This is a genomic window from Rhizobium sp. BK377 (assembly GCF_014193935.1).
Classification (GTDB): Bacteria; Pseudomonadota; Alphaproteobacteria; order Rhizobiales; family Rhizobiaceae; genus Rhizobium.
Genome location: NZ_JACIAC010000012.1, coordinates 18,282 through 37,822 on the forward strand (window position 1 = coordinate 18,282; position 19,541 = coordinate 37,822).

At 57.9% G+C, this 19,541-nt stretch carries 18 protein-coding genes and 1 pseudogene; 11 read left to right on the forward strand and 8 right to left on the reverse strand.

The window, feature by feature from the left end; translation table 11 throughout:
• Positions 1–147: 147 nt before the first annotated feature.
• On the forward strand, positions 148–468 hold the full coding sequence (locus FHT92_RS28500; RefSeq protein WP_183831477.1) for a hypothetical protein: 321 nt from the start codon (positions 148–150) through the stop codon (positions 466–468).
• Between the two features lie 910 nt (positions 469–1,378).
• Positions 1,379–1,942 (forward strand): annotated as a pseudogene (locus tag FHT92_RS28505) (alpha/beta fold hydrolase); the annotation flags it as partial.
• A gap of 421 nt (positions 1,943–2,363) precedes the next feature.
• Here FHT92_RS28505 and FHT92_RS28510 read toward each other — a convergent pair.
• Entirely contained in the window at positions 2,364–2,828 is a 465-nt protein-coding gene (locus FHT92_RS28510; protein WP_183831479.1) for a YybH family protein, read from the reverse strand.
• 14 nt (positions 2,829–2,842) lie between these two features.
• Complete coding sequence (locus tag FHT92_RS28515; RefSeq protein WP_183831481.1) at positions 2,843–3,517, reverse strand: type 1 glutamine amidotransferase domain-containing protein; 675 nt, start codon at positions 3,515–3,517, stop codon at positions 2,843–2,845.
• A gap of 317 nt (positions 3,518–3,834) precedes the next feature.
• Between FHT92_RS28515 and FHT92_RS28520 the strand changes: the two genes are divergently transcribed.
• On the forward strand, positions 3,835–4,515 hold the full coding sequence (locus FHT92_RS28520; protein ID WP_183831483.1) for a response regulator transcription factor: 681 nt from the start codon (positions 3,835–3,837) through the stop codon (positions 4,513–4,515).
• Between the two features lie 175 nt (positions 4,516–4,690).
• Here FHT92_RS28520 and FHT92_RS28525 read toward each other — a convergent pair whose 3' ends face one another.
• Complete coding sequence (locus tag FHT92_RS28525) at positions 4,691–5,785, reverse strand: NAD(P)H-dependent flavin oxidoreductase (RefSeq protein ID WP_183831485.1); 1,095 nt, start codon at positions 5,783–5,785, stop codon at positions 4,691–4,693.
• Between the two features lie 270 nt (positions 5,786–6,055).
• Here FHT92_RS28525 and FHT92_RS28530 point away from each other — a divergent pair, with 270 nt between their 5' ends.
• Genes FHT92_RS28530 through FHT92_RS28540 form a run of 3 tightly spaced genes read left to right on the forward strand, consistent with a single transcriptional unit; the run spans position 6,056 to position 8,262 of the window.
• The gene (locus FHT92_RS28530) at positions 6,056–6,781 is read left to right on the forward strand and encodes an SDR family NAD(P)-dependent oxidoreductase (RefSeq protein WP_183831487.1); all 726 of its coding nucleotides are present in this window, start codon (positions 6,056–6,058) and stop codon (positions 6,779–6,781) included.
• Positions 6,775–7,245 (forward strand): RidA family protein, encoded by a 471-nt coding sequence (locus FHT92_RS28535; RefSeq protein ID WP_183831489.1) that lies wholly within the window; start codon positions 6,775–6,777, stop codon positions 7,243–7,245. The genes FHT92_RS28530 and FHT92_RS28535 overlap by 7 nt, the downstream gene beginning before the upstream one ends.
• 30 nt (positions 7,246–7,275) lie before the next feature.
• Positions 7,276–8,262, forward strand: a complete 987-nt coding sequence (locus FHT92_RS28540; RefSeq protein ID WP_246735584.1) for an enoyl-CoA hydratase/isomerase family protein — start codon at positions 7,276–7,278, stop codon at positions 8,260–8,262.
• Between the two features lie 255 nt (positions 8,263–8,517).
• Here FHT92_RS28540 and FHT92_RS28545 read toward each other — a convergent pair whose 3' ends face one another.
• The 4 genes from FHT92_RS28545 to FHT92_RS28560 all read right to left on the reverse strand — a co-directional run bounded on the left by FHT92_RS28545 (position 8,518) and on the right by FHT92_RS28560 (position 11,478).
• Positions 8,518–8,826, reverse strand: coding sequence for a hypothetical protein (locus FHT92_RS28545; protein ID WP_183831491.1), 309 nt, complete (start codon positions 8,824–8,826; stop codon positions 8,518–8,520).
• Positions 8,827–8,926: 100 nt separating this feature from the next.
• Positions 8,927–9,520 carry an NADPH-dependent FMN reductase gene (locus FHT92_RS28550; RefSeq protein WP_183831493.1) on the reverse strand — a complete coding sequence of 198 codons (594 nt, stop codon included), beginning with the start codon at positions 9,518–9,520 and terminating at the stop codon, positions 8,927–8,929.
• Between the two features lie 36 nt (positions 9,521–9,556).
• Entirely contained in the window at positions 9,557–10,585 is a 1,029-nt protein-coding gene (locus FHT92_RS28555) for a D-cysteine desulfhydrase family protein (protein WP_183831495.1), read from the reverse strand.
• Between the two features lie 83 nt (positions 10,586–10,668).
• Positions 10,669–11,478, reverse strand: coding sequence for an SDR family NAD(P)-dependent oxidoreductase (locus FHT92_RS28560; protein WP_183831497.1), 810 nt, complete (start codon positions 11,476–11,478; stop codon positions 10,669–10,671).
• Positions 11,479–11,964: 486 nt separating this feature from the next.
• On the opposite strand from FHT92_RS28560, the gene FHT92_RS28565 reads away from it, so the two are divergent.
• Entirely contained in the window at positions 11,965–12,630 is a 666-nt protein-coding gene (locus tag FHT92_RS28565; protein ID WP_183831499.1) for a VOC family protein, read from the forward strand.
• 2 nt (positions 12,631–12,632) lie between these two features.
• Here the strand turns inward: FHT92_RS28565 and FHT92_RS29890 are convergent, their stop codons facing one another.
• A complete protein-coding gene (locus FHT92_RS29890) occupies positions 12,633–12,881 on the reverse strand; it encodes an SDR family NAD(P)-dependent oxidoreductase (RefSeq protein WP_183831501.1) in 249 nt (82 codons plus the stop codon).
• 176 nt (positions 12,882–13,057) lie between these two features.
• Here FHT92_RS29890 and FHT92_RS28575 point away from each other — a divergent pair, with 176 nt between their 5' ends.
• The 4 genes from FHT92_RS28575 (at position 13,058) to FHT92_RS28590 (ending at position 19,199) form a co-directional block, all read left to right on the forward strand.
• Entirely contained in the window at positions 13,058–13,717 is a 660-nt protein-coding gene (locus FHT92_RS28575; RefSeq protein ID WP_183831503.1) for an MEDS domain-containing protein, read from the forward strand.
• A 52-nt stretch (positions 13,718–13,769) separates the two neighbouring features.
• The gene (locus FHT92_RS28580) at positions 13,770–16,106 is read left to right on the forward strand and encodes a PAS domain-containing protein (RefSeq protein WP_246735585.1); all 2,337 of its coding nucleotides are present in this window, start codon (positions 13,770–13,772) and stop codon (positions 16,104–16,106) included.
• The gene (locus FHT92_RS28585; protein ID WP_183831507.1) at positions 16,103–16,474 is read left to right on the forward strand and encodes a response regulator; all 372 of its coding nucleotides are present in this window, start codon (positions 16,103–16,105) and stop codon (positions 16,472–16,474) included. Before FHT92_RS28580 ends, FHT92_RS28585 begins: the two co-directional genes overlap by 4 nt.
• A gap of 145 nt (positions 16,475–16,619) precedes the next feature.
• On the forward strand, positions 16,620–19,199 hold the full coding sequence (locus FHT92_RS28590) for a PAS domain-containing protein (RefSeq protein ID WP_183831509.1): 2,580 nt from the start codon (positions 16,620–16,622) through the stop codon (positions 19,197–19,199).
• The last annotated feature ends 342 nt before the right edge of the window (positions 19,200–19,541 follow it).

Below are 19,541 nucleotides of genomic sequence, written 5' to 3' on the forward strand. Positions count from 1 at the left end.
GCTGATGCAGCGACAGCGCGCCCGGTCCTCCCCCTCGCCGGAGCGCGCGGATCCTCCTGGTCCGCTGAAGGCCGTCTCCACCCGCCCGGAGGCGGCCTTCGTGCGGGCTCACGTTACCCGGGGGCTTCGGCGGAACGTTACGGGTGCGTGAACCGAGCCATTCCCGATGCGGATCTCGACGCATTCGTCGATCGCTTCGCCCGGAAGATCGCGGGCTTCGACAAAGACGCGCTTGCTGACGCGAAGCGCTTTATTGACGAAGCCTCCCTTCCTGGTGACGACCTCTTTCCACCCGCTCTCGATCAGTTCTTCATCTCGACTAAACGCCCGACAACAAGAGCTCGGATGACGAAGCTTCTGGAAGCGGGACTGCGGAAGCGCTCAGTCATTGAGCTGAATCTCGGCCAGCGTGTTGCGTCGACCGGGGTTGGCGACTTGCCAAGCGAGACTGCCGCACAGGGACGGTGACGGCATCGCCTTTCTAATCGCACTGCATCGCGGGTCATAAGGGCGAGGGCGAGTGAAGGCCCATTCAGCGCACCCGGAAACATCGGAACTCCTCGGTCGAGCAGTGCAACGCGCCGTAGCGCGCAAGGCTCGTGCGACACCCGGTTTCTGAGACCAGTTGCCGATCAGGACTTCCTGTCCTTCTGCTTCCCAACGCCCTCCAGTAGTCGCTAACCCCTGGGTGGCCTTACCTAAATCAATTGGCCACCCCAATTCCGCTTTTCATAAAGGCGCCGTCTGAGCTCTTCTTCGGTGCTCAAGCCGCCCTGATACAGAGCGACCAGGTATCGAGCAGCCTCCTCGGCAACATCTCCTTGTCTGTCGCATCGACGTTGGGCGCAGTATTCCCTCAGGAGACTGCGCATCATCGCGATTTCTTCGGCGCCGAGCGGCCGCCCACCGATCGAAAAGCTTCCGTGCATCGCAACGCCTCTGCCAGTATTACGCCGGGTCGATCGATTTGCACCGCTGTGCACATATCTCGCCCAAATTGCGGATCGAGTTACTGACGCCTGTAGATGCTGCAGGAACCCAAACTCGCACAGTGTGCGCGGGTTGCCTCACGGATACCAAAGCAACGACCAGAGCGGCAATCGCCACAAGGATCACGAAACCGGGAAATGTGGACCCTGCGGGCCTGTAGTCACGCGACATCATTATCTCCTTTCGGCTGTTGAACGCCGTCATGGAGAACGAGTATGTCGAATGCCGTCTTGAGCGGGATTGAACATAGGTATCGCCGATACGTTTGTATGGCCAACACCTTCGTTCAGTAGCGGCGAGCAATCGATCTCTCCAAAGTCGCTGTCAAGCTAGTGCGTGGACGTCCTCGATCGCGGAGGGGTCCTTTGCCACACCTTGGAGACGACTCATGAGCAACATTGAGCTTGCCAACTTGACGCGCCGTTCATTCAGTGGCGCGGCTCTTGGCTTGACCGCCACCGGAATCTTTGGAACCATCGTGGGCACCGCACGCGCGGATCAGACCAGCGGCCCGAAACAGAAAGCAGTACCTCTTACCGCGAGCGAGACCGTTGATGCTGGCGACCTCAAGGTTGCCTACTCAGTCGGCCCGAAGGACGGATCGCCCGTTATCCTTCTTCACGGCTGGCCGTATGACATACACAGCTTCGCAGCAGTCGCCCCGATCCTGGCTGATCGGGGACACCGGGTGGTCATTCCCTACCTCCGCGGATATGGCGGCACCACGTTCCTCTCAAAGGAGACGAAACGTAATGGACAACAGTCCGCGCTGGCCGTCGACGCTATCAAACTGATGGACGCCCTCAACATCGATCGCGCCACCATCGCCGGGTTTGACTGGGGCGCTCGCACCGCCGACATCGTGGCTGCGCTCTGGCCCGAACGCTGCAAGGCATTAGTCTCCGTCAGTGGCTATCTCATCGGCAACCAGGCAGCCGGGAAGGTTCCCCTATCCGAGGAGCGAAGAGAAGTCCGTGTCGCACATGGTTGCGGGCATTAGAATTCCGGTCGAATTCATTTCGTCCAGGTCGACAGCGCCGTCACCGTCGTGGTCGAGCTTCTCATTCATGTCGACCGTGGGGCGGCCGTTTTCATCGACTGCGACGCCTGGTCGGAGAATTTGATTAAAGTTATTGAGCTCGTCTCCCGTCAGCTTACCGTCCCCCGTCTCTGTCGATTTTGGTGAAAGCCTTGTTCAGCATCTGGGAAAGCGGCGAGGCGCCGGCAGCGACCGTCGTCAAAAATCTCCCGTGAACATGATCAATCAAATTCGGTGAGATTCACCGCAAAGGAGATACTTGCGGTTCATCTTGAGCGGGCAAAGGCCCTTGGAAAGCGGAAGGAACGGCGACCTACATCGCCGTTCCTTCCGGCTATCGGCCAAAAATCAGACGTTGATACTCTCGAAGCATTTCCGCGTCCTCAACCGAGCCATGGTGATGGAGCTGCCGCCAGGAGTCACCCTGTCTGACCAACCAACGCGTCGTTCGAAACGCGATATCGAGCTTGCCATCCGCGGCAACACAGGTTCCGCGCTCTCTTCCGACAAAAAGATGCCAATCACTCCCTCCCTGACTGGTGAAGTCATGGAAAGTGACATGGACCTTGGCCGGGCCGCTGAAGAGCTTGGAGTAGCCCTCCGCGATAGCCGCCCAGCCTCGTCGGATTCCGCCGATCGGGTTGTCCATGCTTGGCGTGTCTCCTTCGAGCCAAACTGCCTCGAGCCCACGAAGATCGCCGGCGTTAAAAGCCCGGTAGAATTCGATCAGGGAATCGAGAGGGCCGCCGTCTCCGGACTTTTCCTCAACACCTTCAACTTCCTCAAGGCGGGTCTTCATATTCACCTCGCGCATTAGAGCAAGCCAAGCAACGACTTCGCCGCTGCGGTTGACGACGCGGGATTCTGGCCCGTGACCAATTGACCATCCACGATGGCGAAGCTTTCCCAGTCTCCTGCCTTTTCATAGTGCCCGCCAAGCGCCTTCAGATCATCTTCGACCAGGAACGGGACCACCTTGGTAAGTTGAACCGCTTCCTCCTCGGAATTCGCGAAGCCGGTCACTCGCTTACCCTTCACCAGCGGGTTTCCATTGTAAGTCACATGGTGGAAGACGGCAGGTGCGTGGCAGACTGCGGCCACGGGCTTTCCGGAACCGTAGAATTCTTCGATAAGCGAGATCGACTTCCGGTCCTCGACGAGGTCCCACATAGGTCCGTGGCCCCCCGAATAGAAAATCGTGTCGAAATCCTTGGCATCTACCGTTGCGAGACGCACCGTGTTTGCAAGGACTGACTGGGCGTCTTTGTCACCCTTGAACCGGGTCATTGATGCCGTCTGATTGCCCGGCTCGTCGCTCTTCGGATCGATCGGTGGCTGCCCACCCCTGGGCGAGGCCACAGTTATGCTTGCCCCGGCATCTTTGAAGACATAGTAAGGCGACGCAAATTCCTCCAGCCAAAAGCCTGTTTTCCGGCCTGTATCACCAAGCCGATCATGTGAAGTCAGAACCATCAAAATCTTGCTCATCGTCGTCTCCTTGAATCTGTTCAAGACGTTTGGTGTCTCATTCGGTCTTTGGCGAGCGAACTCCTATGCCGAGCTGGAACACTCCATTGACCCAACGAGCATGCTCAAGAGATGACCTGCATGCCATTGTACGATGGTGTCGTGGCGACCGATGGCGATGAGGCGCCGATACCATCGTACAATGGCATTTCAACCAAAAACTCGCATGCTTCGCGTCGAGGGGCGGCGGAATATCGAACATTAGGGCAGTATCGCCTGCGCCCACCCGTGATACAGTCTTTGCAATTGATGAGCTTGCGCTCTTAAGGAGGCAGCACATGTACCGGATGACCTCGGCGATGACTCAAAAGACTACCGCGCTTCTGAATGCCGCGGATGGGCCGAGAGTTTTCGTGGTTGACGACGATATTTCTGTCCGGGAATCCTTGGAGCTCCTGATCGGGTCCGCAGGGTGGCGGCCGATTCTTTTTGATTCTGCTCAGGCATTCCTGACCGCCACACCGGATGCAGGACCAAGCTGCCTGGTCTTGGATGTAAACATGCCCGGGCTCAACGGCCTGGATCTCCAGTCCTTGATCACGAAGAGCGGGAACCGAATGCCGATCATATTCGTGTCTGGCTTCGGCGATGTGCCCATGACCGTAAAGGCACTAAGGGGCGGCGCTCTCGATTTCCTAACGAAGCCGATTGATGCGGAGGCGCTCCTCGCGGCTATACAATCAGCTCTCTCGCAGAGTGAGGCCCTCATTCGCGATGAGGAAGAGCTGATGCGCCTTCACGTGTGCTACGATGCCCTAACCCCGCGAGAGCGCGAAGTCATGTCGGGCGTGGTGAAGGGCCTCTTGAACAAGCAGGTGGCGTTCGAGCTCGACATCAGCGAAATCACCGTCAAGGCGCATCGCGGCCAGGTCATGCGTAAAATGGGCGCTCGGTCCCTGCCGGATCTTGTAAACATGGCGGCAAAGCTAAGGATCGACGACGGTCGAGAGACCCACTAACGCTCCTGAAGCTGCGAGTGAAGCGGATCCTGCGAGAACGATAATGAGTGGTCGGCCATTCATCGCGACATGCGGGATCCTCCGGCGTTGGACGGTCCGATTACTCGATTGACATACTTGGCAGGAAACTCTGCCTTGAGCCGACGAGCAGTGGGAGGCAGTCTGCCGCGCACCGCTACACTCGTCTGATGGCCGAACCCGCTTCCAAGGCTGCCATCGCGTCGTCAAACAGCTTCACTGTAAGCTCTGCTGAGGGAAGCCGTTTCACCAAACCAAGAGCCTGCCCCGCCCAGAGGTTGGTGAAGTCATTGTGCCCCTCCGCCTCCGCCTTCGCGCGGATGGCGGTGAGCGCCACGCCAGCAGTTGGGAACGCGGGCGCCACGTCCGAAAGCGGTCCCAGTTCCCGCATCAAGCGGTTTACAACACCTCTCGCGGGCCTTCCCGTAAAGACATTGGTGATGGCCGTGCTCGCGTCGCCTGCGCGACCAAGAGCGTCAGCGTGCAGATCCGGAATTTTGGCCTCCGGAGTCAGAAGGTAGGCAGTCCCGATTTGCACCGCCGACGCTCCGAGCATCAGCGCCGCCGCAACTCCGCGGCCATCTGCGATTCCTCCGGCAGCAATGACCGGAACCTTGACCGCGTCCACGACCTGCGGAACGAGCGCCAACGTTCCTACTTGGGTTGTCATGTCCTGCGTAAGAAAGTTCCCGCGGTGCCCGCCAGCCTCGAAACCCATTGCGATCACGGCATCAACACCATGTGCCTCGAGCCAGACTGCCTCGGCAACGGTCGTCGCAGACGACAGCACTTTGGCCCCTGTGGCCTTAACCCGATCAACGAGTTTTCGATCCGGAAGACCGAAATGGAAGCTCACCACCTTGGGGCGGAACTCTTCGATGACCTCGCAGAATTCGTTGTCGAAGGGCGCGCGCCCGGCGCCGCTGACCGGAGCAGCGGGATCAAGGCCAAGTTCGACGTAATATGGCGCCAGGAGTGCTCGCCACCTCATCTGACCAATGGGATCGGCATCAGGTGGCACGTGGCTGAAAAAATTGACATTGATTGATCTCGTTGTTCTCCCAGTGATCCGCGATAGCGCCTCATGCAACTGCTGAACGGAGTACTGTGCGCTCGGCAGCGAACCCAAGCCGCCAGCTTGAGACACGGCAATCACCATTTCCGCAGTCGTCGCTCCAGCCATCGGCGCCTGTACGATAGGAAGCTCTATTCCAAAAAGGTCGAGGATTCGGCGGTCATGCCACGTTCTCATTTCGGACTCCGTTCATGATGCACTGCTCTGCCGGGCCTAGTTGAACAGGCAACGACGACCGGGGTCTATTGGACCTTGGTGTCCCACAACATCTCCACCGATCCAAAGGTATCGGAGACACTTTGGTACAATAGCGTCTGCACGCTCCTTGGCGCGAAAGTCGCCTCCAATGCCCCACAGGGCAGTCCCTGAATGTCAACAGCGGCAACGCTCCAGCGCCCGTTCGCTGGCCATTGCCGCTCGCAAAACAAACAAATGGAGGCAGCACGAATGAGTGTGCACAAGACGGTTCTGATTACCGGTGCATCGCAGGGCATCGGCGCCGGGCTCGTGAAGACGTTCCTGGATAAGGGCTGGAATGTCGTCGCGACGTCGCGGCGGATCAAGGAGGCGACATCCTTCGATCGTGCCGGGAGGCTGGAGCTGGTAGACGGAGACGTTGGCGATCCCAAGACCGCAGAGAACGTCTCCCGCGTAGCGATCGAACAGTTCGGGTCCATCGATGCACTCGTGAACAACGCAGGCGTGTTCTTTACCAAGCCGTTCCTCGAGTACACGATCGACGACTTCCGGCAGCTCTCGTCCACCAATCTTGAAGGTTTCGTGCACTTCACGAAACACGCTGTCAGGCAGATGCTCCGACAGAGATCCGGAGGGAGCGTCGTTACGATCACTTCGTCGCTGACCGACCACCCGATCGCAGGCGTCAAAGCATCGCTGCCGATGATCACCAAAGGCGGCCTAAACGCGATCACCAAAAGCCTCGCACTGGAGTTTGCAAGCGACAACATCCGGGTGAACGCGGTTTCGCCTGGCGTTGTCGACACGCCGCTCCACGCTACGGGCCCACGAGACTATCTTCGATCCTTGTCGCCGATGGGGACAATCACTGCGGTGCAGGAAATCGTTGACGGGGTGCTCTACCTCACGGAAGCTTCCAAAATCACTGGGGAGGTGCTGCACGTCGACAACGGCGCACATCTCGGCAAATGGTAGCGGCGAGCGCCGAGGCGCGAATTCGGGAGACCGGTCTGGTGCTCCCGCCGCCGCCCACCCCTTTCGGCGCGTATGTCGAAGCCGTTCAGGTCGGCTCCCTGCTCTTCCTGAGTGGCATGCTCCCGGTTGTCGGACATACGCCACTCTACATTGGAAGGGTTGGCAGCGGGCTTTCCGTTGGCGATGGCTACGACGCCGCCAAAGCCGCATGCCTAAGTGGATTGTCCGCCGCGCGAGCGCATCTCGGATCCCTGGATCGCATACGCACCGTGGCCAAACTGGGCGTATACATTGCCGCGTCCGACGACTTCCGCGAACACCCCAAGGTCGCTGACGGAGCATCCGAGCTCTTGCTCTCGGTCTTCGGACAAAGCCGCCTTCCGCCGCGCATTGTGCTCGGTGTTTCCAGCATTCCGCTGGGAATGCCGCTCGAGGTCGAGCTCGTTCTCGACATCAACCCATAGCAATCCCTCTCAACAACCATGGAGAACGCAATGAAACCGAACTCAAATCGATCCATCGGGATCGCGATGTCGTCCAAGTTCCTGACGGCTGCCGCCTTGCTCATGCTTCCGGCGCTGGCACTCTCCGGCCAGACCATGGTCGCCGAGTCGAACAGCAAGCCCGCTGACATCAAGTCCGCGCCCGGCAGCGAACGGCCACAGATCCGTGTCGAGAAGCGCACTTCCGCCTACTGGCGCGTGATCTTCGACAATCCGCCCTTCAACATTTTCGGTCCGAAGACGATTCCGCAGATGGAAAAGGTGGTCGCCGAAATCGAGGCAGATCCCAAGCTCCGGGTGGTGGTTTTCGACAGTGCCGTCCCCGGCTTCTTTCTGACCCACTACAATTTCACGCCGCCCCTCTCCGAGTCGACCAGCCTCCCTGCAGGGCCGACGGGCCTGCACCCCCTGCCCGACATGCTGGTCCGCATCAGCAAGGCGCCCATCGTGTCGATCGCACTCATCCGCGGCAGAGCCACGGGCGTCGGCAGCGAGCTTGCCCTGGCGAGCGACATGCGTTTCGCCAGCCGTGAGAAAGCGATCCTTTCGCAGTGGGAAGTTGGCGCAGGTTTCGTCCCGGGCGGTGGCCCGATGGCTCGCCTGCCGAGGTTGATGGGACGCGGCCGCGCGCTCGAAGTTCTCCTTGGCTCCGACGACGTCGACGGCGATCTCGCCGAGAAGTACGGCTACGTGAACCGTTCGTTCGACGATGACAAGCTCGATCCTTTCGTCGACGCACTTGCGACCCGCATTTCTGGCTTCGACAGGCAGGCAATCGCCGATACCAAGCGTCTGGTCGATTTCGCCAGCCTTCCCAGCGATCCTGAAATCGGAGCCGGGTGGGACGCGTTCATTTCTTCCGTGCAGCGGCCTGTCGCGCAGAAGAATATCGGCCGCCTGATGGAGATGGGACTGCAGACGAACACAGACATCGAAGCCCGTCTGGGGCATTACACCGGAACCTTGGCCGAAAAGTAGGCCAAGACGGCACCCGCGCACGGTACGGCAGGTTGCGCGGGTGCCGATCCCCTTCTATCGCACCGTTCGGGTTTCCGACCGTCGATCCCCTAAGGAAAAATCGCGGCGACCGCAGTATTACGACGAGCGCTCGACAGTTGGCGAGAACGCGCTTCACAGGGTTCTTTACCGCTCACGCTGAGCCCGTGGATGGTTCGCAAGTTGCGGCGCTACTGCACCAGCAAAGAGCGTTCCATGAGAGCGTTAGACAAGAACTCAAAGAGAGTGGTTAACGCGCGCTATGTCCTGCGACGGGAACGTCGTTGCCTGGCCCTCAACGATGACACCGACGCCCAGCTTTAGCAGATGAGGCATGGAAATTTGGTCGCCGTCCTTGATCTCGCCTGTGCAAACATCCACTGAGTCAGCGATGTCGTCATCGAACGAGGCATTGTTTGCCGCCACGTCGATATTTAGCTTGCCTGGTACTTGCCTGACAGCAACGGGAAGCAGCAGCCTGTGCTTGTCCTGATTGCTCATCCGATTGATGAAGTTGAAATCACTGCATGGGGAAGCTGAGAGCATCGCGAGCGAGTCATGGACTCGCCGCCGCGGGGACGCTGCTTATCGAGGAACTTGGGGCGGCAATGAAACCTACATTCATTGCCGTCCCGTCTTTTGCAAGTTATTGCTCGGAGGCCTTGGCTGCCATGGTAGCCTTTGCCCACCACACCAGCTCGTCCAGCGCGGTCTTGGCCGACTGCAACAGGTTGGCCTCAATGTCCTCGATCGGCTTATTGCCGCCCAGCGGAGACGTCGCGAAGAAATCGCCGGCGCCGATGTGAACCGCGGCATGAGTCGAAACCATCTGAAGTTCCACACCGATACCTCGGAGGTGTTCGAGCGCCCGCGCGCCGCCCATGCTGCCGTAGGCGATCGCAGTAAAAGGCTTTCGACCCCACTCGACATATGCCTGGTCGAGCGCGTTCTTGAGGACTCCAGTAATAGACCGATTGTATTCTGAGACCACGAAGATGTAGCCATCGTAGCGACCGACCGTTTCCTGCCAGCGAACTGCCTCGGCGCTCTTGCTGGGCGCCCATGCGTTCGATGCGACCTCGTCGAAGAACGGCAGTGGGTAGTCACGCAGGTCGACGACTTCGACGTCGATATCGCCACGCAGCTGGGCCTGTTTCAGCATCCATTGCGCTGGCTTGTCGGCGAACCGCGTCGGACGCGTGGAGCCGATGATAAGGGCGATTTTCGGTTTATTGGACATGATAGCCTCGTTGGTTGGTAAGGGATCAGGTGGGGATTACTTCGAAGTTAGGACGTCCGCGTAGGCGTAGAGGCCCGGCGAACCTCCCGTCATGATGAAGAGGACATTCGATTGCGGTTCGATTGCCCCACTTTCGATATCAGACAGCAACCCGGCGAACGCCTTGCCGCCGTAGACGGGATCAATGAGCAAACCCTCTGTACTAGCAAGGAGTTCGACGGCGTCGACCATGCTATGTGTGGGCATTCCATATCCGTCGCCCAGTTGCGTTCCGCTGATCCGCAGATCGGCCGGAGTTAGCCGCGCATTGATCGACAACAGCTCCAGGACCGCGGCGACCTTTTCGACAGTCGCGGAGAGACATTTGTCTGCTGGCGCGAGCACTGTGTGTGCGGCGATTCGCGAGGGATGAGATCCCGCGATGACCATGCCCGCGGCTAAGCCAGCATGCATGCCGCCGCTGCCGTTAGGGATAACGATATGGTCGAACGTCACACCGATTTCAGTCGATTGCCGCGATAGTTCGAACGCGCAATCTACATAGCCGAGGCAGCCGACCGTCGTTGAACCGCCGAGGGGCGCGACGAACGCTTTCTTACCTGCTTCGGCAAGTTCCTGCACTCGACGGGTCGCATGTGCACCACCATCGTCGCCTCGATTCAGGATATGGACACGTGCGCCAAAGAGGCGGTCCAGGAGGACATTGCCATTCGCCTGGTAGATCTCTGTCGTACGAGGAACCATCTGGGCGAGAATGAGCTCGCAGGCGAGCCCCGTTCTGGCGCAAGCAGCCGCGGCCAATCGCGCGAAGTTGGATTGAATTCCTCCGGTCGCGACCAGAGTGTCACATCCTTCCGCCTTCGCCTGCCCTATAAGGAACTCAAGCTTGCGAAGCTTGTTGCCGCCGCCGCCGAGTTCCATAAGGTCATCTCGTTTCGCCCAGATCGATACGCCCCGCCTCCGCTCCCCAAGGACTTCTTCGAGATGTACCAAGCGCTGTATCGGTGTGGGGCCTTGCATCAGACGCTCTCGAGGAAGGCCATGGAAAGGTTCATGATGGATCATCGGGTTCACCGTCGTTTTTAGGGTCTGGGCGCCGCGTCTCAGGCAAAGCCCTATGCCACGGCAACCCTAATTCAGAGCCCTTGCTAGTGCGCAACGGCGGAAACGTGGTAGCGTGGAGCCGGAACACTGCGGGAGAGGTTCGGCATTAGTTTCTGCCGTGCCGCCTCGTAAGCGTTCCAGTCATTTTCATCGGGCACGGACGGCAACGTGATAAGCTCACCCATGTCCAGCCCTGCCAGTGCGGCATCGACGGTGTCGTCCGGCTTCATCACGATGTTGCTCGGAAGCCGATCCAGAGATCCGCCCGAAGCATCCCAGAAAGGCGTCTCCACCGCACCAGGAAGCACGGCCTGGATCCTGATGTTCTTCTCAGCGAATTCCTTCTGCAGTGAGAAGGTCAAGGCGATCACGAATGCCTTTGTCGCTCCGTAGACCCCGTTGAGAATTTCGGGCGCGATGCCCAGAGCGGAAGCCATGTTGATAATGGTCCCGTTGTCGCGAGCGGCAAACGATGGCGCCACGGCATATACGAGACGCGTCAACGCTGTGACATTGACCTTGATCATCTGCTCCATCGCTTCGACATCGGACATGAGGAGGGGCTCAACGGCACCGACGCCTGCGTTGTTGACGAGCATCGTGATAGTCGGATCACTTCGCAGGATTGCTTCGACCTTAAGCAGATCTTCCCTTTGTCCAAGGTCGGCGCGGACTGTTGCAACTTTGCGTCCAGTCGAGTTCGACAGGTTCTTTGCGAGCTTGTCGAGAGCGTCCTGGTTCCGAGCCGCGAGCACGAGGTCGTAGCCGCGGCGGGCAAGGCGGTCGGCGTAAATAGCACCAAAGCCAGACGACGCGCCGGTGATGAGCGCGGTCCCTTTACCGATGATAGTCATTTCGAGTCTCCTAATGTTAAGGATGAGTTGATTGCGCCACCGATTGGGAACCGGACTTCCGGATGCCGCTCGGGGGCTTGTCAGGCCATGCAGTTAGACCGAGACTGCGGGCAGCTCATCCAGCTCCTTCTGCGGAATCGCCGCTTTGAAAGGCCGGATTGCGTCTTCGGCGCAGCGGCCCGAACATATCCCCGCCTGAAAGCGGCAGTCGCTGCCGTGGCAGCCAGGAGTTCCCGCGAGGTCGGCGCTATGGTCGTTTTGGCGTCGATGTTGGTCATCAGGTGCTCCAGTCGGGTTTTGAAGGTCATGGGCTAAAAGACATCTGGCAGGCGGGCAGGCGCTATTGGACCATGGTATCGGCGATACTTTCGGATCAGTCGGGCGCCCTGGAGCCAACACCATCGGACAATGGACACGATGCTCTTTGCGGCGCATCGTCCTCCCCGCAGCGAACTCCGCTGCCAGACCTTACCGAGGGAGATTTCGATGAGCGTTCAGGAACGAGCAACAGCGTCACCCATCACGGCGAACGATTTGGACATGAAGCTGGAAGTCGTGGTCATTCCGGTTTCCGACGTCGACCGCGCCAAATCGTTCTATACCGGTCTCGGCTGGCGGCTCGATGCTGACGTTTCCGGACAGAATGGCTTCCGCGTTGTTCAGGTCACGCCGCCAGGCTCACCATGCTCCGTGATTTTCGGGTCCAATATCACCACCGCGCAACCCGGCTCGGCTCAGGGACTCCACCTGATCGTCTCCGACATAGAAATGGCTCACGCTACACTCGCCTCACGTGGCGCCGAGATGAGCGGCGTGTTCCACGATGCGGGCGGCGTCTTCCATCATCGCGGAACCGAAGACAGGCTACCTGGCCCTCACCCGACTCGCGCCAGCTATGGCTCATTTGCCTCCTTCAGCGATCCGGACGGGAACGGCTGGGTCCTCCAGGAAATTACAAGGCGCCTGCCCGGTCGCATCGACACCAACGGCGCGACTTACGCGTCTGCGTCGGATCTTTCGATCGCGCTCCGACGCGCAGCCGATGCTCATGGTGAGCACGAGAAGCGCAACGGCGGCAAGCATGATGAGAACTGGCCCGAATGGTACGCAGAATACATGCTCGCCGAACAATCCGGCGTACCGCCGACCTGAAGCTAACTTGCGGATCGGTTTTCTTCCCGCGTGAAGTCAACGAAAGGCTTCGCAAGGAACGCTCCCGCGTTATTGACGAGGGTATCGATGCGACCATATCTGTCGACGGCTTCCTTCACGGCTCGCTCTGCGGTTTTCGCATCGACGATATCCCCGGCAACGGCGTGAACGCCCGACGCCGGTGAGGAAAACGTTAATCGCGTCAATGCGATCCATCGCTCGAGCTCCAACGGAGGTCTTAAGCCCGTCATCCTTGCAGCACATGCCAGGATAAGCCAGCGCTGGCAATCACACGTCACCCGATACCATTGGACAATAGACAGCAGGACGCCCTTGATACAGCGTTGAACGCATGGGCCATGAATGACGTGCGGATGGACAACGGCAGCCAGATAGCATCGGCATTTCCGATAAGAAGCAGGGTCACGTGAAGGAGACGAACCCCGATACCATGAGCTTTGCTGGAGCGAGCCTCAGCCGCCATCGGCACATATGTGCGTTCTTCAATGGCTCCGAGGATGCCTTCCAGGTTCTCGGCCCTTTCATCCGCGATGGTTTCCTTTGCGACCACAGGGCAATTCACCTGGTTGGCGCGGACAAGTGTGAAGCTCATATCACTCGTTTGCGTTGCGAAGGGATTGACACGGAAGCGTCGCAAATCTCCGGGCAACTCGAAATCCGGAATACGGTCGACACGTACCTCAAGGACGGACTATTCGACCAGGACCGAATGGTGGAGGAGTTCAGCGCCCTGGCGAGTGGTAACATGAACGGAAATTTTCCCTTGAGCCGTATTGTCTGCGACATGGATTGGGCAGCCAAAAATCGAGAACATCTTAGGGATCTCATCGAATTTGAATCTCGGATCAACGACCTATGGAACCAGCACGATGACGTTGTGATCTGCGTATACGATCTGACAAAATTCGGTGGCGACACAATCATGGACATCTTGCGGACGCATCCGGCTGTTGTGATCAGCGGAGTTCTCCGGGAAAATCCGTTCTATATCCCGCCAGTGCAGTTTCTCACGGAACTGCGTGAAAGGCGCTTCGGAAAAGGGGAGCAGTGGGCCGCTGCTGAATAACATGCAAGACATGCTCATGGTGGCGTCGGAGAACCAAAGACTCCGGCGCTGCATGAACAATATCCTGAGTATCACCGCACTTCCGGCAGTTTGGACTGGCGGAACCGTCGATGAGATCGGCGCCCTCTTGTTGGACGCCTTGAGAGCAATCCTCGACGTCGATTTCCTGTTTCTCAGGGTTGCAGGCCAGGCGGATCAGCCCGAAGTCCTAATTGAGCGATCTGGCGAGGGGTCGGCGAGAGGCCGATCGAAGCTCATCGACGACTTGATCAGAACTTTAGGGACAAACGTAAACGATTGGCCTCGTGAAGCCGACCTTCAGCAAGGCGGATCCTCCTTTAGAATTGTCACCGAGAAGCTCGGCGTCCATGGGAAAACCGGAGTGCTTCTCGCCGGATCGATGGTGCCATCGTTTCCCAGCGACGAGGAACGCATTGTCCTGCACGTTGCCGCCAGTCAGGCTACCATTGCCGTCGCCGAGGTAATGCGATTTCGCGACGACACCCGCGCTATTGCAGCTCGCGAACTCAAGAAGGTTGTAGACGCCATCCCGGTAATGGCTTGGTCGACACTTCCCGACGGTTGGGCAGATTTCTTTAACGAGCACTTCCTGAGATACCTCGGGATAACCACTGAGCAGGCTGCGGGATGGGGGTGGACGACGGCGCTGCATCCCGACGACTACGGACCGCTCCAAAGCGTGTGGGCGGGCTTGCTCGCTTCCGGTGCCCCTGGAGAGACCGAGGCGAGGCTGCGGCGATGGGACGGACAGTATCGATGGTTCTTGTTCCGCGCCAACCCAATTTTCGGCGAAACTGGGAAGGTCATTCGATGGTACGGGACCAATACGGATATTGACGATCGAAAACGCTTCGAAGAAGAGATGCGTCGGAGTGCGGCATTGATGACTCAGGCCCAACGCCTGACGGTGACAGGGAGCGTGTGGTGGAGACCCACTACCGGGGAGATTTACTGGTCTGACGAGGCGTACCGGGTGGCGGGACATGACTTGGGAACGACCCCGACTGTGGACATGATGCTGGATCGCTGTCATCCGGATGATTTGCCGATAGTACGGAAGTTGATCTCGATCGCGATGCTCCACGGTGAGAACGTCGATCTTGAGCATCGACTGGTGATGGAGGACGGAGCCATAAAATACGTCCACGTCGTTCTTCAGAACATAGGTGCTGACCCGGCAGATCCAGAGTTTATCGGTGCCGTCGCGGACATAACGCAAAGGAAGATCTCAGAGGAGAAACTGCGACGAAGCGAGGTTCTTCTCACCGAAGGTCAACGAATCAGTCGGACCGGGACATTCTCGTGGAAAGTTGAAACTGACGAGATCGCCTTTTCAGAAGAGCTTAACCGCATATTCGGCTTGGAGAGCGGGCGAGTGGATTTCGAAGGTATCAGTCAACGGGTTTTCGAGGAGGATCTGCCTCTTCTCGCAACCAAAATGGCTGAAGTCAGGGAGGGGGGCGACAACCCGGACTACGAGATTCGGCTGCTCGTCGACGGGCAATTGAAGTACGTCCGCGTTGTTGGACGGATCATCAGGCATCTCAACGGTACCACCGAATGCATCGGAGCAGTGCAGGACGTGTCGGCCCAACGAGTAGCCGAACTGGCCCGCGACAAGCTGCGCTCGGAACTGGCCCAACTCGCTAGGGCGATGAGCCTCAGCACGATGGCGGCGTCCATTGCACATGAGGTCAACCAGCCGTTATCCGGTATCATTATGAACTCTAGCGTCTTGCTTCGTATGCTGTCCACGTCTCCTCCGAACGTTGATGGCGCGATCGAAACGGCAAAGAGAACCATTCGCGACGGAAATCGGGCATCCGACGTAATCACGCGCCTCAGAAACCTTTTCAAACGAGGCGTGGCAACTCTCGAGCAGTTCGATCTCCACGACGCAGCCCGGGAAGTGATAGGGCTGGTAGCCAACGATCTGCAGCGGGGAAGAATCACCCTTGTTGAGGATCTTTCGAGTGCACCGTCGCTTATCGTTGGTGATCGTGTTCAACTGCAGCAAGTGATGATGAACCTCCTTCGCAATTCCATTGATGCAATGGCAGATGTCGCTCAGCAGCAGAGAAAAATTGTTGTTCGTACAGTGTTCAGACATCACGAAGTCAGTGTCATCGTGGAGGATAGTGGAATCGGCCTTGGAAATGCCGACATCGAGCGGTTGTTCGATGCATTTCACACAACGAAACCCAATGGAATGGGAATAGGCTTGTCAGTGAGCCGCTCGATAGTCGAGGCTCATAAGGGAAGGATGTGGGCGGAACCCAGTCCTTCCGGTGGCGCAGCTTTTGGCTTCGCTTTGCCAGTCGGCAGGCGAGCGGAAGGTGACATCCCGCTTTCGGAAGCAAATTCATGATCAAGACACAAGATACACTCGTTTCAGTTGTCGACGACGACGAGTCGGTTCGGGAAGCCCTCCCCGACCTAATCCGGATCTTCGGATTTAACGTCCGTGCGTTCTCCTCGGCAGCTGAGTTCCTGGATTCAGAATGGCTGAAAAAAACCGATTGCCTAGTCCTCGACGTGGCAATGCCAGGTATGTCCGGCCCTGAGCTTCAAGAGGAACTGGTTCGAAGGGGGGAAAAAATTCCGATCGTCTTCATCACTGCGCACAAGGACGAGAATGAGAGAATTCCGCTGCTTCAGAGCGGCGCGGTGGACTGCCTATTCAAGCCTTTCAGCGACGTCGCACTTCAGGAAGCGTTGGATCGGGCCTTGAGATAGGTCCGAAAGCAAAATTTTCTGCGATCTCAAGTGAATGAGCCTCAGGTTGCTGCTGGGGCGTGGCTACACCCAACACCTTAGAATAGTATACGGCAGGTTGCGGAAATCATACGCTACCTGAGCAGCTGAGTTCGAAAGGACAGTCATGGAGGCGGGACTCGTTCGAGTTCTCGACACGTTACCGGGTATGGTGTTCAGCATCCGACCCGGTGGGGTAATCGACTTTGTCAACCAAGCTTTGGCGGAATACACCGGTATCCCACTCAATGCTACAAATGACTGGAACTGGCCGATAGATCCTGGACATTTGAGTGCCGCGACATTCCCCAGCGAATTTCGAATGATGCTGGCACGAAACGAGCCTTTCGAAATGGAGATTCCTGTCAGCCTCCCCCATGGGGCCTGTCAGTCACTCCAACTTCGTTGCAATCCGATGTACGATGCGGGCGACGTTCATAGATGGTATGGAATCGCAACTGAACGCAATGCGGACCGCCGACCCCGCGGTGATGAAAACGACTTTCAACGCATCGTGGACAGCATCCCCGTTCCTGTGGCGGTGACCACACCAACGGGAGACGTCGAGGCCTTAAATAATCCGGCCCTTGAATATTTCGGCATGACGCTAGAGGAGCTGAAGAACTGGAAGGCGACCGAAGTGGTCCACCCTGAGGACCTCCAGGCGACTACCGAAGACCAGCTAGCGGCCCATCGCGCGGGAACCTTCTACAACGTGGAAAGCAGACATTTACGGAAGGACGGAATCTACCGCTGGCACAACGTTCTCGGTCTTCCCCTGAGGGATACCGATGGAACGATCCTGAGATGGTTCCACCTGTTGGTAGACATCGACGATCGAAAGCGCGCCGAACTGGAGCTAGCAGCCCGCGAACGTGAAGCGACAGCGGTCCTCGAGAGCATCTCTGCCGGGATTGGCGTCATCGGCATCTCTGGCGAGGTGGAGGCGATCAACGGTCCCTTGTTGCGCTACTATGGGCGAACGCTCGGTGAGCTCCGCGATTGGGAAACAACCGATGTAGTCCATGCTGATGACATGGCCCGGATGATCGACGCTGTTCATCGTGCGATTACTTTGGGCGAACCATACGATCTCGAAGTCCGGCTCCGAAGAGCTGATGGGGCCTATCGCTGGTTTCAAGTAACTGGCTCTCCGTTAACGGATGCCGATGGCCGTGTTGTCCGCTGGTACGCGTTGCACGTCGACATTGATGATCGCAAACGCGCCGAGGACGCACTTGCAGAACGGGAACGCGAATCCCGCTTCATAGTGGACGGTATCGCGGGGATGATCGCGATCTTTTCACCCGAGGCGAAGCTGATCGGTGGCAATCAACAGATAATAGATTATTTCCAACGGCCTATTTCAGAGCTCGATAATTGGGCGACGAATGGGATTACGCACCCGGACGACCTGCAGCTATGTATAGATAGCTTCATGGGGTCAATCGCGACTGGTGAGCCGTACGATTACGAAACCCGTTTCCTGCGCCACGACGGCGTTTGGCTCTGGTTCCAGCTCAGAGGTCTGCCGCTTCGAGATGCAGAAGGACACATCGTCCGCTGGTACGGGCTGATGACCGACATCGATGATCGTAAGCGTACGGAAGAGCAACTTCGAAGAAGTGAAGCGTTTCTGGCCGACGCCCAGCGACTGAGCAAGACTGGGAGTTTCTCGTTGCGCCTGGATCACGGCGATATTGTTTGGTCCGCGGAAACCTATCGGATTTTCGACGTGGAGCAAGGTAGTCCAGTTACATTGCAGACTGTTTTATCCCGCCTCGATCCTGAAAGCGTCCTTACCGTACGCGATGTGATCGAAAAAGCCCGAAGTGAAAGCGCCGATTTTGACTATGATATCAAGCTCGTCATGTCAGATCGGTCCGTCAAGCACGTGCGTGTGCTTGCGCGTAGCGAAAAAAACAAGGATGGCGAGCAAGAGCTTGTTGGTGCAGTGCAGGATTTCACCGAAAGCCGCATCGCTGAAGAGGCGCTCAACGAAGTCCGCTCGGAATTAGCTTACGTTACCCGTGTCACCAGTCTCGGCGTCCTGACTGCTTCGATCGCCCACGAGATCAATCAGCCATTGGCGGGGATCGTCGCGAATGCCAGTACCTGCCTTCGTGTCCTCGCGACCGAGCCACCGAACCTGGAGATCGCCAAAGACACCGCCAAACGGATGGTCCGTGATGCAAATCGCGCGGCAGATGTCATCGTTCGGCTACGAGCTCTGTTCAGTCGCAAACCGCCGCTGGTCGAACCTATTGACATGAACGAAGTCGCCAGCGAAGTCATTGCTCTTGCGTTCAGCGATATCCAGCGAGCGCGAATACCTGTTATCTTTGATTTCGGCGTCGGCCTGCCTCCCGTTGCTGGCGCGCGGGTACAGCTACAGCAGGTAATTATGAATTTGCTTCGAAATGCGATCGAAGCAACATCCGTAATTAAGGATCGTCCTGGTCGTATTCTCATTAAGACCGTAGCGAGCGGCAATACCGTTCAACTTACCGTTCAAGATACGGGGATTGGCTTCGGCCCAGACGGCACCGATCGAATTTTCGACGCCTTCTACTCTACTAAGCCCGACGGAATGGGCATCGGTCTCTCTGTGAGCCGCTCGATAATTGAGAATCATAATGGGCGTCTGTGGGCGGAGAGCAATCCGATGCACGGCGCGACTGTCGGCTTCTCCATCCCCAAGCACTAGTCGCCGTTGCCAGCTGAGAATTACCCTTCGAGGAGATTTGTACCGACGGACGAATGCACATTGAAAGCAGAATGGTGGAACAAGTAAATCATATCTCTCTCGTCGATGACGTAAGTCGGTGCGTGATGCACTTCCAGATCTTCTTAGATCATTCGGCTTTAGCGTGGGCTCCTTTGCCAAAGTCTTCCCGAGCGCGCGCGTTCGAGATAGCGATGCATTGATAGAGGCAGATTCTCAATTGCGAATGTTCGAAGCGTTTACACGACGAAACCCGATGAGATGGTCATTGGGCTCACCATCTTTCGTTCGATCATCGAGGGGCGGCAGACCCTGCGCCGAAGC

Bases quoted from the DNA above. Each gene is read 5' to 3' on its own strand.
- FHT92_RS28510 (WP_183831479.1), bottom strand. From the start codon at position 2,828: ATGAAGACCCGCCTTGAGGAAGTTGAAGGTGTTGAGGAAAAGTCCGGA.
- FHT92_RS28515 (WP_183831481.1), bottom strand. From the start codon at position 3,517: ATGAGCAAGATTTTGATGGTTCTGACTTCACATGATCGGCTTGGTGAT.
- FHT92_RS28520 (WP_183831483.1), top strand. From the start codon at position 3,835: ATGTACCGGATGACCTCGGCGATGACTCAAAAGACTACCGCGCTTCTG.
- FHT92_RS28525 (WP_183831485.1), bottom strand. From the start codon at position 5,785: ATGAGAACGTGGCATGACCGCCGAATCCTCGACCTTTTTGGAATAGAG.
- FHT92_RS28530 (WP_183831487.1), top strand. From the start codon at position 6,056: ATGAGTGTGCACAAGACGGTTCTGATTACCGGTGCATCGCAGGGCATC.
- FHT92_RS28535 (WP_183831489.1), top strand. From the start codon at position 6,775: ATGGTAGCGGCGAGCGCCGAGGCGCGAATTCGGGAGACCGGTCTGGTG.
- FHT92_RS28540 (WP_246735584.1), top strand. From the start codon at position 7,276: ATGAAACCGAACTCAAATCGATCCATCGGGATCGCGATGTCGTCCAAG.
- FHT92_RS28545 (WP_183831491.1), bottom strand. From the start codon at position 8,826: ATGCTCTCAGCTTCCCCATGCAGTGATTTCAACTTCATCAATCGGATG.
- FHT92_RS28550 (WP_183831493.1), bottom strand. From the start codon at position 9,520: ATGTCCAATAAACCGAAAATCGCCCTTATCATCGGCTCCACGCGTCCG.
- FHT92_RS28555 (WP_183831495.1), bottom strand. From the start codon at position 10,585: ATGATCCATCATGAACCTTTCCATGGCCTTCCTCGAGAGCGTCTGATG.
- FHT92_RS28560 (WP_183831497.1), bottom strand. From the start codon at position 11,478: ATGACTATCATCGGTAAAGGGACCGCGCTCATCACCGGCGCGTCGTCT.
- FHT92_RS28565 (WP_183831499.1), top strand. From the start codon at position 11,965: ATGAGCGTTCAGGAACGAGCAACAGCGTCACCCATCACGGCGAACGAT.
- FHT92_RS29890 (WP_183831501.1), bottom strand. From the start codon at position 12,881: ATGACGGGCTTAAGACCTCCGTTGGAGCTCGAGCGATGGATCGCATTG.
- FHT92_RS28580 (WP_246735585.1), top strand. From the start codon at position 13,770: ATGAACAATATCCTGAGTATCACCGCACTTCCGGCAGTTTGGACTGGC.
- FHT92_RS28585 (WP_183831507.1), top strand. From the start codon at position 16,103: ATGATCAAGACACAAGATACACTCGTTTCAGTTGTCGACGACGACGAG.
- FHT92_RS28590 (WP_183831509.1), top strand. From the start codon at position 16,620: ATGGAGGCGGGACTCGTTCGAGTTCTCGACACGTTACCGGGTATGGTG.